This is a genomic window from Arthrobacter globiformis, from assembly GCF_046536215.2.
Lineage (GTDB): Bacteria > Actinomycetota > Actinomycetes > Actinomycetales > Micrococcaceae > Arthrobacter > Arthrobacter globiformis_E.
Genome location: NZ_CM143421.1, coordinates 1,195,718 through 1,210,846, shown reverse-complemented (window position 1 = coordinate 1,210,846; position 15,129 = coordinate 1,195,718). Strand labels below are relative to the sequence as shown.

Genomic DNA, 15,129 nt, shown 5'->3' with positions numbered 1-15,129 from the left:
GTTACCGGCCGGAAAGGGCCGGTGGTCCTGCGGGGGATTTGGGTGTCAGTCTGTTCCGGGGATCCGGAAGTTGAAGACGCCAGTGTCAAAGCGGTTGTAGGCCTCGTAGTCCACCAGGTCATACAACCGCGCGCGCGTCAGCATGCTTCCTACCTGTGCCTCCTGCGTTCCGTCGGCCTTAATTGAGTCCAGCGTACGCTCAGCTGCCCCCATGGCACTACGGAGCAGGGTCACCGGATAAATCACCATGTTCACGCCCACATTTTGCAGCTGGTCCACGGTGAAGAGGTCGCTCTTGCCGAACTCGGTCATGTTGGCCAGGATGGGCACGTCCACGGCGTCCCGGATGGCCTGGAATTCGCTGAGGTCACGCATGGCTTCGGGGAAGATCGCGTCCGCGCCGGCCTCGACGAGGGCCTTGGCCCGGTCCTTCGCCGCGTCCAGTCCTTCCACAGCCCGGATGTCCGTGCGGGCCATGATGAGGAAGTTCGGGTCCCGCCGCGCGTCCGCTGCGGCGCGGATCCGTTTGGTGGCGGTGTCCAGATCCACGACGTTCTTCCCGTCGAGGTGGCCGCAGCGCTTGGGGTTGAACTGGTCCTCGATGTGGCACCCGGCGAGGCCGGCGTTCTCGAGTTCCTGGACGCTGCGCGCCACGTTCATGGGTTCGCCGAAGCCGGTGTCCGCATCCACGATGGCTGGCAGGTCGGTCATCCTGGCGATCTGCCCTGCTCTTGTCGCGACTTCGGTGAGGGTGGTGAGGCCGATGTCCGGCAGCCCGAGGTCGTTGGCCAGGACGGCGCCGGAGATGTAGACCCCGGCGAAGCCCTTCTCCTCGATCAGCCGGGCGGAGAGCGGGTTGAACGCCCCGGGGAACTGCTGGATGGTCCCGGAGGCCAGCAGTTCCCGGAAGCGCAGCCGCTTCTGCTCCGGGGTGGATTTTGAGTACAGCATCTAGAACAGCCCCTTGGGTGCCGCGTTGAAATCGATGACGCCGGGAGCCGCCGTGATGTTGAGCTGGTCCAGTTCGCCTGCCGCCAGTTCCGGGAGGCGTTCGACGGCGGCCAGGAACCTTTCGATTTCGTCCTCCGTTACGAGGCCCTTGGCCAGCGTGCGGAACTTGTTGACGTACTGCTCGCGGGTGAACGGCCGGGCGCCGAGCGGGTGGGCGTCCGCCACCGCGATTTCGTCGGTGATGACGGTGCCGTCGGTGAGGGTGATTTCCACGGAACCGCCGAAGGCCTTCTCGGAGATGTCCAGGGAGTGGTAGCGGCGGGTCCACTCCGGATCCTCCACCGTGGAGACCTTCTGCCACAGCTCCACCGTGTCGGGGCGGGCGGCGCGTTCGGGGGAGTAGGAGTCCACGTGGTGCCACGCCCCGTCCTGCAGTGCGACGGTGAAGATGTACGGGATGGAGTGGTCCAGGGTTTCCCGGCTGGCGGTGGGGCTGTACTTCTGCGGATCGTTGGCGCCGGAGCCGATCACGTAGTGGGTGTGGTGGCTCGTCTTGATCAGGACGGACTTCACGTTTGCCGGATCGGTGGCTTCGGGGTGCTCCCGGTTCAGCTTGCGGGCAAGGTCGATCCAGGCCTGGGCCTGGTACTCGGCCGAGTGCTCCTTGGTGTAGGTGTCCAGGATGGCGCGCTTGGCCTCGCCCTTTTCCGGCAGCGGAACCTCGTAGGAGGCGTCCGGGCCGTCCAGCATCCAGGCGATGACGCCGTCCTCGCCTTCGTAGATCGGCACGGGGGAGGTCTGTCCGCGCATGGACCTGTCCACGGCCTCGACCGCCATCTTCCCGGCGAACGCGGGGGCGTGCGCCTTCCACGTGGAGATCTCGCCCTTGCGCGACTGCCTCGTGGCGGTGGTGGTGTGCAGGGCCTGGCCGACGGACTGGAAGATCGTCTCGACGTCGAGCCCCAGGAGGGTGCCGATGCCGGCCGCCGCGGCCGGGCCCAGGTGGGCAACGTGGTCGATTTTGTGCTTGTGCAGGCAGATCGCCTTCACCAGGTTCACCTGGATCTCATAGCCGGTGGCGATGCCTCGAATCAGGTCCTTGCCGCTGGACCCCACGTGCTGGGCGACAGCGAGGATCGGCGGGATGTTGTCGCCGGGGTGCGAGTAGTCCGCCGCCAGGAAGGTGTCGTGGTAGTCCAGTTCGCGGACCGCCACGCCGTTGGCCCACGCCGCCCACTCCGGGGAGACGCGTTCGCCGATGCCGAAGACCTTGGCTCCCTTGCCGCCGCTGGACGGGCCGTGGGTGAGCGCCTGTGCCCGGGCCGCGACGATCGGGGCCCGGTTGAGGGAGGCGACGGCCACCGAGGCGTTGTCGATGATCCGGTTGATGACCATGTCCGTGACATCTGGGGTTACTTCCACCCGGTCTGCGGCGACCACGGCGATCTTGTGGGCGAGCTGATCTTCGCGCGGGAGGTTTTCCTCGCTCTTGTAGACGCGGACGTGGTGTTCCTTAACCATGGGACTCCTTAAGGGCGGATGTATGGACGGCTTTGACGTGCGAAAGACTGCGGTGCAGGTGGACGGTGGTGGCTGCCTCGGCCAGCCGGGGGTTGCCGGCCGCTATCGCCTCGGCGATAGCGGCATGTTCTGCTGCGGCGGCCGTGAGCCGGGCGTGGTCGTCGGCGGCCAGCCTGCGGACCCGGACCAGGTGGACGCGCAGGCTCCGCATGGCCTGCGCCAGGTAGGAGTTGGAGATCGCAGCATCGATGGCAGCATCGAGGCGGCCGACGAGTTCGTAATAGTCGTGCCGGGCGGGGTCGGGGGAGTTGAGCAGCGCGGGCGCATCCAGCAGCTCTTTCTGCAGTCTCCGGAAGATGCTGGCATCTCCGCGCTGGGCTGCCAGTGCGGCAGCTTTGCCCTCAAGGGTTTCGCGGAGTTCGAACAGCTCGTCGATGTCGTCCAATGAGATATCCGTGACGACGACGCCCCGGCCGCCCGCCGCGGTCAGCCCTTCCGCCGTCAGGCGGCTCAGCGCTTCCCGGAGGGGCGTCCTTGAGACACCGAGCCGGGCGGACTGCTCCACTTCGGCAAGCACCGTGCCGGGGAGGAGGCGCCATTCGATGATGTCATCACGCAGCGCTGCATAGGCTCTGTCGCTGGCACGCATCCCGGCTCCCTTCTTCGGCTCGATTTAACTCGAGTGTATACATGGAAGGGGAGTTTGCCTAGCTATTCTGGGTTTCGCGTCAAATTTCGCACTGCCATGTATACATACGCAGTGTTTTAGGGCTGCCAAGGCTGGCCGACGGCGTCGCAGGCGATTGCACGTAGGAGCGATTGCCTTGCTCATAGGTATGATTGCCCACCCGGTAACCCCGTGGTCCGCTTCGTGCGGTTTGGGCCTTTCGCTTCCTTCGGTGCCCAACTGGGTAGCAGATGAGGGCGTTCTCAGCGCGGGGAACGCCCTGTGCTGCTACCTGGTTTTCGTTCTCGGGCGGCTCAAAAAAATATTTTCGGGCGGGCCCGCGGCAGGCCCGGGCCGCCCCTAAATTGTCGTACCCCCCTGTCATGCTGTGGGTATGGAAAACGCGGCAGCAGTGGAGACGATGAAGGGCATTGGGTCCTCTGTTGCTGTGTTGGCTGGCTTTGTCCGTGAGGCCACCGGCGCCGAGGCCGGTAGTAGCTCCGTTGCCGGTGCTGAGTCCCTGGTTGGTGCCGGCTCTGTTGCTGGTGTCGGTTTCGTGGGCGCTGCGGGTCTTGGGGCGGCTGGTGATCCGTTGCGGGATGAGGCGGATGCGTGGCTGGATGTGCTGGCCGAGACGGCCCGGCTGGAGGCCCGGGTGGCGGCGTTGAAGGTGCAGGCCGGGGCCGGTTTCGTTGCTGCCGCGGCGGCTTTGACGGCTCCTGATGCGTCCGCCTCGGAGCGGGACGCGCTGGAGATGTCGGTGACGGCCGAGGTCGCTGGCGCCCTGACTGTGAGCGAAGGTGCAGCGGCGCGCTTTCTGGAAGAGTCGGTCAGGCTGAGCACGAACCTGCCGCTGACCCTCGCCGCGCTCGGGGCAGGAACACTGTCGTGGCTGCACGGGCGGATCATGTGCGATGAAACGGACGGGCTGGCGGCCGAAGCCGCGGCGGTGTTTGAGGCGCATTTCCTGGACCCGGACGCACCGAACCCGGCGCGGGGTTGCCCGGCCGGGGAGCTGACGCCGGCGAGGTTCCGGGCGAAGGCACGGTATTGGCGGGAACGGCATCATCCGGTCAGCATTGAAAAACGCCACCACAAGAGCGTGGAGGACCGGCGGCTGGAGTATGCCCCGGACCGGGACGGCATGGCCTGGCTGTCGGCGTATCTGCCCGCGGACCAGGCGGCCGGGATCTGGAACCGCACCACGGCCGCAGCCCGGGCCGCGCAGGGCCGGACCGAAACCCGAACCCTGACCCAGCTCCGCGCCGACGCGTTCGCCCGGTGGTCGCTTGAACCGGCCCAGAGGGTCGATGGCGGGGTTGATGTTCCGTCCCCGAAGGCGCAGGTCCTGGTCACGGTGCCGGTGTTCTCGCTGCTCGGCCTGTCCGAGGAACCGGCCACGCTGGATGGTTACGGGCTGATCCCGCCGTCTATGGCCCGTCGGCTCGTGGCCGAGGGAGCAACCTCGTTCCTCCGGGTCCTCGCCGACCCGCGCGACGGGGCGCCTTTGGAGATCGGACGCACCAGCTACCGGCTGACCAAACCAATGCGCCAATGGCTGCGGCTCCGCGACGCCAAGTGCACGTTCCCCAACTGCAACAACCACTCCCTCGACAACGACGCCGACCACATCCTCGCCTGGGCCGACGGCGGCGGCACCGGCGTCGCCAACCTCGGCCAACCGTGCCCTAAACACCACCGACTCAAACACTCCACGCAATGGAGACCGGTCGGCGCCACCCGCGACGCCCCGCCGGGCTGGATCTCACCCATGGGCCGGTCCTATCCGGCCGAGCATCAGGACTGGGAACCACCCGCTTGGCCGGAACCGCCGCCCGGCCAAGAACTGCCCGAGTTCCCGGCCTTGCAGAACTGGCCCGAACCGCCGCCCGTCGAAGACCGGCTGGAGCCCCCGCCAGGCCAGGACTGTCGGCAACTGCCAGCCAGCCAGGTTTGGCCGGAGCCGCCGGACTGGCTGGAGCTGCCCGACGGGCCCGACGACCTGGATCCACCGCTGCCGATGGATCCAGGGCCCTACTGGTCCTCACCCGCGGCCGCGTGAGGGCAGGTCTCAATTCAGGGGCCAGCGCTATAAGGCGCAGTAGAGGTCCCTCTATGCCGGTGTAAATGGGGGTGTGCCGGACGGGCCGCCCTGCAAAGGGCTTGTCGCTAAAGGGGTGTCCCGGGTGTCCCGTACAGGCGCCGGGCCATGATCAGTGCCCAGCAGCCCGCGCCTGCTGGTGATCAGACGCGGGACCAGCGGTATTCGTTCTCGGGGCGCCCCGGCGCGCCGTACCGTGCCGTGCGGGAGACCGTTCCGGCGTCGGCCAGGTACTCAAGGTAACGGCGGGCGGTTACCCTCGACATGCCCAGGGCAGTCATGACTTCGGTGGCCGAGACGGCACCGGGCTGTCCCTTCATAAAGTCGCGGACGGCGTCGAGCGTTGAAGGGGCCAGCCCCTTCGGCAACGGAAGCTCCGACGGCGCCCGCAGGCTCGCGAACGCCTGGTCCACGTCGCTCTGCGACGCCGCTGCCTTGGCGGAGCCCGTCTCCGGTCCCGCGAGCTGCTCACGGAACTGCCGGTAGCTCTCCAGCTTGTCCGCGAACGTTGCGTAGGTGAAAGGCTTGATGAGGTACTGCACGACGCCGATGGAGACGGCACTGCGGACAATCCCCAGTTCCCGGACGGCTGTGATTGCGATGATGTCGGCGAAATGCCCGGCGGAGCGCATCCGCCGGGCAATGTCGAGGCCGTGCAGGTCCGGCAGGTTCATGTCCAAGAGAACCAGTTCAACCGGGCTGCCGGCTGCGGAAAGCTCGGTGAGCATGCGGAGCGCGGACTGGCCGTCCGGAGCTGTTCCCGTCAGCGTGAAGCCGTCCACCCTGCCCACATAGGCGGCGTGTGCCGCAGCTGCAACGGGCTCGTCCTCGACGACGAGGACTCGGATGTCTGTCACGTGTGCTCCTCCGGGAGACTCGATGGGGCCGTTCCCGGCGGGAATGTGCCGGACGGCGATGTACTGAACGGCGGTATATCTAACGGCGGTGGGCTTTGCGGAAAGGTGTCTGCGGGCGATGAGTTGGAAGCCATGCCGGGCGGGAGTGCGATGTGGAAGCGTGCTCCGCCGGTGCTGGAGTTGCTGATGGTCATGGTACCGGCCAGGCGCTGGACGGCCTGTTTCACCAGGGCGAGGCCAAGTCCCCGCCCGAAGGGCCCGGCCGTCTTGGTGCTGAAACCGTAGCGGAACACGTCGTCCACGGCTGACGGGTCGATGCCCTTGCCCGAGTCCTGCACTGTGATGTCCAGGGCGCCGCGCGCTGTGTCCACCAGCAGCTCCACCCGTCTGGGGGCGGGGGCGTCGGCGGCGGCGTCGATGGCATTGTCCAGCAGGTTGCCCAGGACTGTGACGAGGTCCTGCACGGCCAGCTCCCCGCCGAGAGCCGGCCCGGACGCCGAGACCACCAGCTCCACGCCGCGCTCATGGGCCTCGGCCGCCTTGCCCATGACGAGGGCGCTCAGCACCGGTTCATGGACCGAACCGATCACGTCGTCCGTCAGCTGCTGGCTCAGCTCCAGGTCCTTCGTGGCAAAGTCCAGGGCCTCATCAGTCCGGCCCAGCTCCATCAGGGACACGATGGTGTGCAGCCGGTTGGCATGCTCGTGGGTCTGTGCGCGGAGGGCGTCGGAAAGCGTCCGCATGCTCTCCAGCTCAGTGCCCAGGGATTCAATCTCTGTACGGTCGCGGATGGTGGCAACGGTGCCGAACAAGGGTCCGCGGGGCCGTTCGGTGGAAGAGCCCGGCCCCACCGCCGGGCGCTGGTTAACCACCAGCACCCCGTCACGGGTGAGGTGGATTTCGTCGTGGGCGGTGCGCCCCGATTCAAACAGCTCCTTCAGGCTGGGCGCCAGGGGCAGGTCTGCGAGCAGCGGCGTGGCAGCGTGGTCGTCCTCCGCTTCCCGCGGCTCCAGCCCCAGCAGCTCCGCCGCCTGGTCGTTGTAGATGACCACCCTCCCGGCCGGGTCAATGAGGACAACCCCTTCCCGGACCGAGTGGAGCACCGACTCGTAGTAGGCGAAGAGCTGGGCCAGCTGCTCAGGACCCCACCCCCTGGTCACCCGCCGCAGGTAGCGGCCCAGAAACCATGACGCAAGGGACCCGCCCGCCAGCAGGGACCCGGAGACGGCCAGCAGCGCCGGCAGCCTGCCGGACACGGCCACGTCCACGGTATTGACGGTCACGCCGGCCGCCACCAGTGCGCGGACCCCACCGCGGGCATCCTTCACCGGGGCAATCGTCCGCACCGACGGTCCCAGCGTTCCGGCGGTGATTTCGGTGAACACGTGGCCACGAAGTGCCTCATCGATTGAACCGATGTAGGGGCGGCCCAGCTCCTGGTCCAGCGGGTGCGTCCACCGCGTCCGGTCCGGCGCCATGATGGTGATGAAGTCGGCTCCGGAGTCGGCCATGACCTTCAGTGCGTAGGGCTGGAGCTGCGCTGACGGGTTCGCGCTGCCGGCTGCCTGCAGAACCAGGGGATTATCGGCGATGGATGTCGCCAGGGCACCCATCCGGCGGCCGGCCTCCTCGTAGGCGTGGTCCCGGGCGTCCACGAAGACGGCCGTCCCGACGATGGCCGTGAGGGCCAGCATGAACAGCACGTTCGCGACGAACAGCCGCCTCGCGATGCTCCAGCGGTGGATCATCAACACCTCCCATGACCAATATGAACGCAACGGTGAGCCAAGTCACTCCGTGGCCAATGATGGAAGTCACAAAGGACCGACGCGCGGAGCCCAGAGATTGTGCCGAAGCGTCTTCCAGATTATCCATAAGGAGAGACAACATGGCTTCTCAACGAGGAGAGTCGGCAGCGCCGGCTAAAGCCGAGCGTAAGGGACTCGACAAGTCGCATTACCTGTACATCGCGGTTATCGCCGCGGTCATTCTCGGCGCTCTGGTGGGGCTGCTGTTCCCCGAGGTCGGAAAATCACTCAAGCCCCTCGGCGACGGCTTCATCAAGCTGATCAAGATGATGATCGCCCCGGTCATTTTCTGCACCATCGTCCTGGGCATCGGCTCCATCGCCAAGGCCGCCACCGTCGGCAAGGTTGGCGGTCTGGCCCTGGGCTACTTCGTCGTGATGTCCACCTTCGCCCTGGCTATCGGCCTCGTCGTCGGCAACATCATCCACCCGGGTGAGGGGCTGCAGCTCACGCCGTACGACCCCAACAAGAAGGCCGCCACGGACAGCACCGTTGACTTCCTGCTGGGCATTATTCCCGGGGACATTCCGGTGCTTCCCACCCTGCTCGCTGCCATCCTTGTCGGCTTCGCGCTGCAGAAGATGGGCCCGCAGGGCGCACCGATCCTGAAGGCGATCGGCCACGGCCAGGCTCTGGTCTTCCGCATCCTGATCATGATCATGTGGCTTGCTCCGCTGGGTGCCTTCGGTGCCATCGCCGCCGTAGTTGGCGCCACCGGCTTCCAGGCCATCGTGAGCATGTTCACCCTGATGATCGCCTTCTACATCACCTGTGCGCTGTTCATCGTCGTCATCCTCGGCGGCCTGCTGCAGGTCGTCACCGGCGTGAACATCTTCAAGCTGATGAAGTACCTGGCCCGCGAATACCTGCTGATCTTCTCGACCTCCTCCTCCGAAGCCGCCCTGCCGCGCCTCATCGCCAAGATGGAGCACCTGGGTGTCTCCAAGCCCGTTGTCGGCGTAACCGTCCCCACCGGCTACTCCTTCAACCTGGACGGCACGGCCATCTACCTGACCATGGCATCGCTGTTCGTGGCCAACGCCATGGGCACGCCGCTGGACCTCGGCGCGCAGATCTCCCTGCTGGTCTTTATGATCATCGCCTCCAAGGGCGCGGCAGGCGTCACCGGCGCCGGCCTGGCCACGCTGGCTGCCGGCCTGCAGGCCCACCGGCCTGAACTCCTGGGCGGCGTCGGCATGATCGTGGGCATCGACCGCTTCATGTCCGAGGCCCGCGCACTGACCAACTTCACCGGCAACGCCGTCGCCACCCTGCTGGTCGGCACCTGGGTCAAGGAGGTCGACGGCGAACAGGTCAACCGGGTGCTGTCCGGCCAGGAGCCGTTCGACGAGAGCACCATGGTGGCCCACCACCGCGGCCTGGGCGATACCGCCGAGCCCGCCGTTCCGGCGAAGGCCTAAGGGCTAAGCCCCCGGCGCCAGTACAACTACGGCGAAACCGCCCGCACAGGCCCAACCTGTGCGGGCGGTTTTCCTGCTGCCGGGCGGTTTCGTTGCGGCCGGGCCCGGAGAACCTTCGACCTCAGGTACAAGGTAAAGGCTCAAACGCCATCAAAAGTCAAGGTCCACGGAATGCCGTGTCGGGCGCTGTAACCTTGGGGTGGAAGAAGCAGGGGCGCTGGCAGACAGCGGCAGAAAATCACCGTCATCGAAAGTGTGGATTGATACGTGAGCAGCGAACAGGGTTCAGCAACTCTGGAAGGCACGGAACTCGACCTGGAAGACGCCGTCATGGGTCCCACAGGCCGCCCCCACCGCGATTTTCCGGAGCCCGCGCCGCTGTCCTCCCATGGACCGGCCCGCGTCATAGCCATGGTTAACCAGAAGGGCGGGGTGGGTAAGACCACCTCCACCATCAACCTGGCCGCAGCACTCGCCGAGTACGGCCGCCGCGTGCTCTTGGTGGACTTCGACCCGCAGGGCGCACTGTCCGCCGGGCTCGGCGTCAACCCCCACGAACTCGATCTGACCGTCTACAACGTCCTGATGGACCGCAAGATCGACATCCGCGAAGCCATCCACCAGACCGGCGTGGAAAACGTGGACCTGCTGCCCGCCAACATCGACCTCTCCGCGGCCGAAGTCCAACTGGTCAACGAGGTAGCCCGCGAGCAGGTCCTGGACCGTGCGCTGAAGAAGGTCGAGGACGAATACGACGTCGTGCTCATCGACTGCCAGCCTTCCCTTGGCCTGCTCACCGTCAACGCCCTGACCGCGGCCCACGGCGTCATCATCCCGCTGATCTGCGAATTCTTTGCCCTGCGGGCGGTGGCCCTGCTGGTCGAAACCATCGACAAGGTCCAGGACCGCCTCAACCCGCGCCTGCAGGTGGACGGCGTGCTGGCCACGATGTACGACGCCCGCACGCTGCACAGCCGCGAAGTCATCAGCCGCCTCGTGGAAGCTTTCGGCGACAAAGTCTTCGAAACCGTCATCAAGCGTTCCATCAAGTTCGCCGACGCCACCGTGGCCGCCGAGCCCATCACGAGCTACGCCGGAAACCACGTGGGTGCCGACGCCTACCGCCGCCTGGCCAAGGAACTCATTTCGCGCGGCGGCGCGCCCTAGCCCGGATGACTGCAGAGCCGGCATCGCCCCCCGCCGAGGCCAGGCGGTCCGGCTTCGAAGTACGCCTGGCTAACTTCAGCGGACCCTTCGACCTCCTGCTGGGGCTGATCACCAAACACCAGCTGGACATCACCGAGGTGGCGCTTGCCACGGTCACCGACGAGTTCATCCGTTACATCCGGAACCTCCAGGAACTGGGGGAGGAGTGGGCACTTGACGAGGCCAGTGAGTTCCTCGTCATCGCGGCCACGCTGCTCGACCTGAAGGCAGCGCGCCTGCTGCCCGCAGGCGAGGTGGAGGACGACGACGACATCGCCCTCCTCGAGGCACGTGACCTTCTCTTTGCCCGGCTGCTGCAGTATAAAGCCTTCAAGCAGGTCGCCGCGCTGATGGACGCCACACTGGAACTGGAGGCCCGGCGGTATCCGCGGCAGGTCGCCCTCGAGGAACACTTTGCCGCCATGCTGCCGGAGCTCGTCTGGAAGCACAGCCCCGCACAGTTCGCCGCGCTGGCCGAGGCCGCGCTCAAGCCCAAGGACCCACCACCGACGGAGGTGGGTGTGGCCCACCTGCACGGGAGCGCGGTAAGCGTCCGCGAGCAGGCGGAGCTGATCGGCCTGCGGCTGCAGGCCGGCCGGCCCCTGACGTTCCGTGCCCTCATAGCCGACGCCGAATCCACCCTCGTTGTGGTGGCGCGATTCCTGGCTCTGCTGGAGCTGTTCAGGGACCAGGTGGTTGCCTTCGACCAGGTGGCGCCGCTGGGAGACCTGACAGTGCGATGGACCGCGGCCGGCACAGGCTGGACCGCGGAGCACCTGAGCGAGGAATACGAGGAGCAGAAATGACGGATCCAATGGCGGGCCGGGAACGCGCCGCGCTGGAGGCGGTGCTGATGGTGCTGGATGAGCCCGCCTCTGCCACCGACCTCGCCGCCGGACTCAACCTGACGGTGGCCGCCGTCGAGGCGCTATTGCTGGACCTGCAGCGCGACTATGACGGCTATACTGTTAAAGCCCCGGATATGGAAACTGGCAGTAATGGACCTAAGCCTGATGCCGCTTCCAGCCCCCGGGGTTTTGAATTGCGGAATGTCGCCGGCGGCTGGCGCATCTACTCGCGGGCTGAATTCGCCGACGTCGTCGGCGGTTTCGTCCTGGAGGGGCAGACAGCCAGACTGACCCAGGCGGCGCTTGAGACACTCGCCGTCATCGCGTACCGGCAGCCGGTATCCCGGGCAAGGGTGTCTGCAATTCGTGGAGTCAATGTTGACTCGGTTGTGCGGACGCTGACCCAGCGGGGACTGATCGAGGACGCCGGAACGGATCCGGAGTCGGGCGCTGTCCTGTACCGCACGACGTCGTATTTCCTTGAACGCATGGGAATCGGCTCGGTGGCTGAGTTGCCTCAACTTTCACCGCACCTTCCGGGGCTTGAAGGAATTGAAGAGTTCTACGACGCCGGAAGAATGTAGGCGGCATGCCTGCGACGCAGTTTTTACCAGGGCAGATTTAATCTGCACGGCTGGCTAGTGTTGTCTTTGGACAACCTTTGCCGGTCAAAATCACAGAGGACGGGTCATGACACAGGCGGGACGCCAGGGTTCACCACGTAACAGCTCCGGACGCAAGGGTCCGGACCGCAGCGCCGCGCGCGGCGCGGCACAAGGCCGCGGGGCAGTACAGGGCCGCGGCGCAGGCGCAGGGAAGCGGGACTTCCCCAAGGGCGGCGGCGACCGCACCTACAAGGCCAAGCCCCGCGAGGAGCGCTTCGTCGATCCCGACGAGGCTCCTGCCGGCCGCCGGCCTGCAGGCGACTGGAAGCCGGGCGCCAAGGCTCCCGCGCCCAGGACGGGTGCTCCCAAGGCCGGCGCACGCAACGCGGCCGCTGCCCGGAAGCCCGGTGCCAACAGGGCCCCCGGCACTCCGGGCGCGCTGAAGCCCAAGTCGGGCGCCCCTAAGGCAGCGGGTTCGCGCGCCTTCGGCAGCGAACGCTTCGGCCAGAACCTGGGGCCGGTCCGCCGGCCCTCCCGCACACGCGGTCCCCGCGCCGAGGTGCCGCAGTCCGAAGTCCACGACGCCGACGGCGTCCGCCTGCAGAAGGTTATGGCTTCCGCCGGCGTCGCTTCGCGCCGCGTCTGCGAAGAGATGATCGCCGAGGGCCGCGTGGAGGTCGACGGCAAGGTCGTCACTGAGCTCGGCGTCCGCGTCGATCCCAAGACCGCCGTCATCCACGTGGACGGCCTGCGCATCCAGCTCGACGACACGCTCGTCTACATGGTGTTCAACAAGCCCAAGGGCGTGGTGTCCACCATGGAGGACCCCGAGGGCCGGCCGTGCATCAGCGACTACATCCGCAACAACCAGGGTGAACGGCTCTTCCACGTCGGCCGCCTTGACGTCGCCACCGAAGGCCTGCTGCTGCTGACCAACGACGGCGAGCTGGCCAACCGGCTGACCCACCCGTCCTACGAGGTCCCCAAGACCTACCTGGTCCAGGTCCGCGGGCCTTTCCCGCAGGGCATCGGCACGCAGCTAAAAGATGGCATTGAACTCGAGGACGGCTTCGCGTCCGTCGACTCCTTCCGCCTGGTCGACTCAACCCCGGGTCACGTGCTGATCGAAGTGGTGCTGCATTCCGGCAAGAACCGCATCGTCCGGCGACTGTTCGACGCCGTCGGTTTCCCGGTGCTGCGCCTGGTGCGCGTCAAGGTCGGCCCCATCGGCCTGGGCGACCAGCGCCAGGGAAGCATCCGCAACCTCGGCAAGCAGGAAGTCGGCCACCTGCTGGCATCCGTGGGGCTGTAGGGGATGTCGGCTTTCCGAACGCACGGCCGCGGACACCTGAACGGGCCGGTCGTTGTTATTGGCACCGGCCTGCTCGGCACCAGCATCGGCCTCGGCCTGCGCGGCCGGGGCGTTGCCGTCTACCTGTCGGATCCCTCGCCCACCAACCAGGCAGTCGCCGTCGACATCGGCGCCGGCCTTCCGTTGGCGGCCATGGGGGACGAAAGTCCTGAACTGGTGGTGGTCGCATCGCCGCCGGACGTGACGGCGGATGTTGTGGAGCGGGCGCTGGCAGACTACCCGGACGCCACGGTCGTCGACATCGCCAGCGTCAAGGCTGCGATCCTGCAAGAACTGCGAAGCCGCGGTGCGGACCTCAGCCGCTACGTCGGCACCCACCCCATGGCAGGGCGCGAGAAGTCCGGCCCGGTTGCCGCCCGCGGCGAGCTGTTCACCTCCATGCCCTGGGTCGTGTGCCCCACTGAGGAAGCCTCGGCCGGAGCCGTCCAGGCGGCGCGGGCGCTGGCCACCGACCTCGGTGCCCTCGTTTCGCAGTTCACGGCCGACGAGCATGACGGGGCCGTGGCCCTGGTCTCGCACCTGCCGCAGGTGATGTCCTCGCTGCTGGCGAGCCGTCTGCAGGACACCCCAATGCATGCGCTTTCCCTCGCGGGAAACGGGCTGCGCGACACGACCCGCATCGCCGCCAGCGACCCCACGTTGTGGGTCCAGATCCTGGGCGCGAATGCCGGCAAGGTGGTAGAGATCCTTTACGGTGTTCGTGATGACCTGAACCGGCTGATCGGAACCCTGGAAGACCCCGCCGCCGCCGGAGCCCGCCTTGACCTGGCGCAGCTGATGAGCGAAGGCAACGCCGGGCAGGCCCGGATTCCGGGCAAGCACGGCGGACCGCCGCAGGCGTATTCCTGGCTCACGGTGCTCGTGGACGACCGGCCGGGCCAGATCGCCAGGCTCCTGACCGAGATCGGCGAGATTGGCGTCAACCTCGAGGATCTCCGCCTGGACCACTCTTCAGGGCAGAATGTGGGCATGGTGGAGATCTCCGTGCTGCCGAGCGCGCATGACCTCCTTGTAGAAGCACTAAGCGACCGTGGATGGCGGGTACTCCAGTAATGACACAGGAACTGACCGAAACTTTGCCTGCCCTCCGGCTGGGCCGCCCGCTCGTGGTGGCCATCGACGGGCCGTCCGGCTCCGGAAAGTCCAGCGTCAGCAAGGAAGTGGCCCGCCGCCTCAGCCTTGCCTACCTGGACACCGGTGCCATGTACCGGGCCCTCACCTGGTACTGCCTCGACCGCGGAACGGACCTCGCCGACGCCTCGGCCGTCGAGCTAGCTGCCGAAGAACTGCCGCTGGACATCAGCACCAGCCCGCTCACGGAGTATGTGCGGGTCGACGGCACAGACGTGACCGACGCCATTCGGGAACCTGGCATCTCCTCGGCCGTCAGTGCCGTGGCCACCACGCTCGGTGCCAGGACGGAACTCATCCGCCGCCAGCGCGCGCTGATCGAAAAGCACAACCGCCGGATGGTGGTGGAGGGCCGGGACATCACCACCGTCGTCGCCCCGGCTGCCCAGGTCCGCATGCTCCTGACGGCCAGCGAGGAGGCGCGGCTCCGGCGCCGCGGCATCCAGCTCGGCGGAACGCAGAGCGCGGAGCAGTTGGCTGCCCAGGTGACCCAGCGGGACGCGAAGGACTCCACCGTGGTCAACTTCACCCAGGCTGCGGACGGCGTGGTGACACTGGATTCGTCCGAGCTGGATTTCGAGGAGACAGTGTCCGCGGCGCTGCGCATCGTCACCAAGGTCATCAACCATGAGTGATTCCGC

General features: G+C 66.9%; 13 protein-coding genes. 8 read left to right on the top strand and 5 right to left on the bottom strand.

What is annotated here, in order from left to right:
- Positions 1-45: 45 nt before the first annotated feature.
- Genes prpB through R5O87_RS05460 form a run of 3 tightly spaced genes read right to left on the bottom strand, consistent with a single transcriptional unit; the run spans position 46 to position 3,121 of the window.
- Positions 46-951, bottom strand: a complete 906-nt coding sequence (gene prpB, locus R5O87_RS05470) for a methylisocitrate lyase (protein ID WP_410556772.1) — start codon at positions 949-951, stop codon at positions 46-48.
- On the bottom strand, positions 952-2,472 hold the full coding sequence (locus tag R5O87_RS05465; protein WP_410556771.1) for an MmgE/PrpD family protein: 1,521 nt from the start codon (positions 2,470-2,472) through the stop codon (positions 952-954).
- Positions 2,465-3,121: a GntR family transcriptional regulator gene (locus R5O87_RS05460; RefSeq protein ID WP_410556770.1), complete on the bottom strand. Its 657-nt coding sequence runs from the start codon at positions 3,119-3,121 to the stop codon at positions 2,465-2,467. Before R5O87_RS05460 ends, R5O87_RS05465 begins: the two co-directional genes overlap by 8 nt.
- A gap of 412 nt (positions 3,122-3,533) precedes the next feature.
- Between R5O87_RS05460 and R5O87_RS05455 the strand changes: the two genes are divergently transcribed.
- The gene (locus R5O87_RS05455) at positions 3,534-5,201 is read left to right on the top strand and encodes an HNH endonuclease signature motif containing protein (RefSeq protein ID WP_410556769.1); all 1,668 of its coding nucleotides are present in this window, start codon (positions 3,534-3,536) and stop codon (positions 5,199-5,201) included.
- Between the two features lie 182 nt (positions 5,202-5,383).
- Here R5O87_RS05455 and R5O87_RS05450 read toward each other — a convergent pair whose 3' ends face one another.
- Together R5O87_RS05450 and R5O87_RS05445 are read right to left on the bottom strand one after the other, a co-directional pair.
- Positions 5,384-6,097 carry a response regulator gene (locus R5O87_RS05450; RefSeq protein WP_410556767.1) on the bottom strand — a complete coding sequence of 238 codons (714 nt, stop codon included), beginning with the start codon at positions 6,095-6,097 and terminating at the stop codon, positions 5,384-5,386.
- Entirely contained in the window at positions 6,094-7,845 is a 1,752-nt protein-coding gene (locus R5O87_RS05445) for a sensor histidine kinase (protein WP_410556765.1), read from the bottom strand. Before R5O87_RS05445 ends, R5O87_RS05450 begins: the two co-directional genes overlap by 4 nt.
- Positions 7,846-7,985: 140 nt before the next feature.
- Here R5O87_RS05445 and R5O87_RS05440 point away from each other — a divergent pair, with 140 nt between their 5' ends.
- From R5O87_RS05440 to cmk, 7 genes are all read left to right on the top strand, one after another.
- On the top strand, positions 7,986-9,326 hold the full coding sequence (locus R5O87_RS05440) for a cation:dicarboxylate symporter family transporter (protein ID WP_410556764.1): 1,341 nt from the start codon (positions 7,986-7,988) through the stop codon (positions 9,324-9,326).
- Between the two features lie 267 nt (positions 9,327-9,593).
- On the top strand, positions 9,594-10,493 hold the full coding sequence (locus R5O87_RS05435; RefSeq protein WP_003801831.1) for a ParA family protein: 900 nt from the start codon (positions 9,594-9,596) through the stop codon (positions 10,491-10,493).
- Positions 10,494-10,498: 5 nt separating this feature from the next.
- Positions 10,499-11,338 carry a segregation and condensation protein A gene (locus R5O87_RS05430; protein ID WP_410556763.1) on the top strand — a complete coding sequence of 280 codons (840 nt, stop codon included), beginning with the start codon at positions 10,499-10,501 and terminating at the stop codon, positions 11,336-11,338.
- Entirely contained in the window at positions 11,335-11,964 is a 630-nt protein-coding gene (scpB, locus tag R5O87_RS05425) for an SMC-Scp complex subunit ScpB (protein ID WP_410556762.1), read from the top strand. Before R5O87_RS05430 ends, scpB begins: the two co-directional genes overlap by 4 nt.
- Before the next feature lie 106 nt (positions 11,965-12,070).
- Positions 12,071-13,297: a pseudouridine synthase gene (locus tag R5O87_RS05420; protein WP_410556761.1), complete on the top strand. Its 1,227-nt coding sequence runs from the start codon at positions 12,071-12,073 to the stop codon at positions 13,295-13,297.
- A gap of 3 nt (positions 13,298-13,300) precedes the next feature.
- Positions 13,301-14,410, top strand: a complete 1,110-nt coding sequence (locus R5O87_RS05415) for a prephenate dehydrogenase (protein ID WP_410556760.1) — start codon at positions 13,301-13,303, stop codon at positions 14,408-14,410.
- Positions 14,410-15,123, top strand: coding sequence for a (d)CMP kinase (cmk, locus tag R5O87_RS05410; RefSeq protein WP_410556759.1), 714 nt, complete (start codon positions 14,410-14,412; stop codon positions 15,121-15,123). The genes R5O87_RS05415 and cmk overlap by 1 nt, the downstream gene beginning before the upstream one ends.
- The last annotated feature ends 6 nt before the right edge of the window (positions 15,124-15,129 follow it).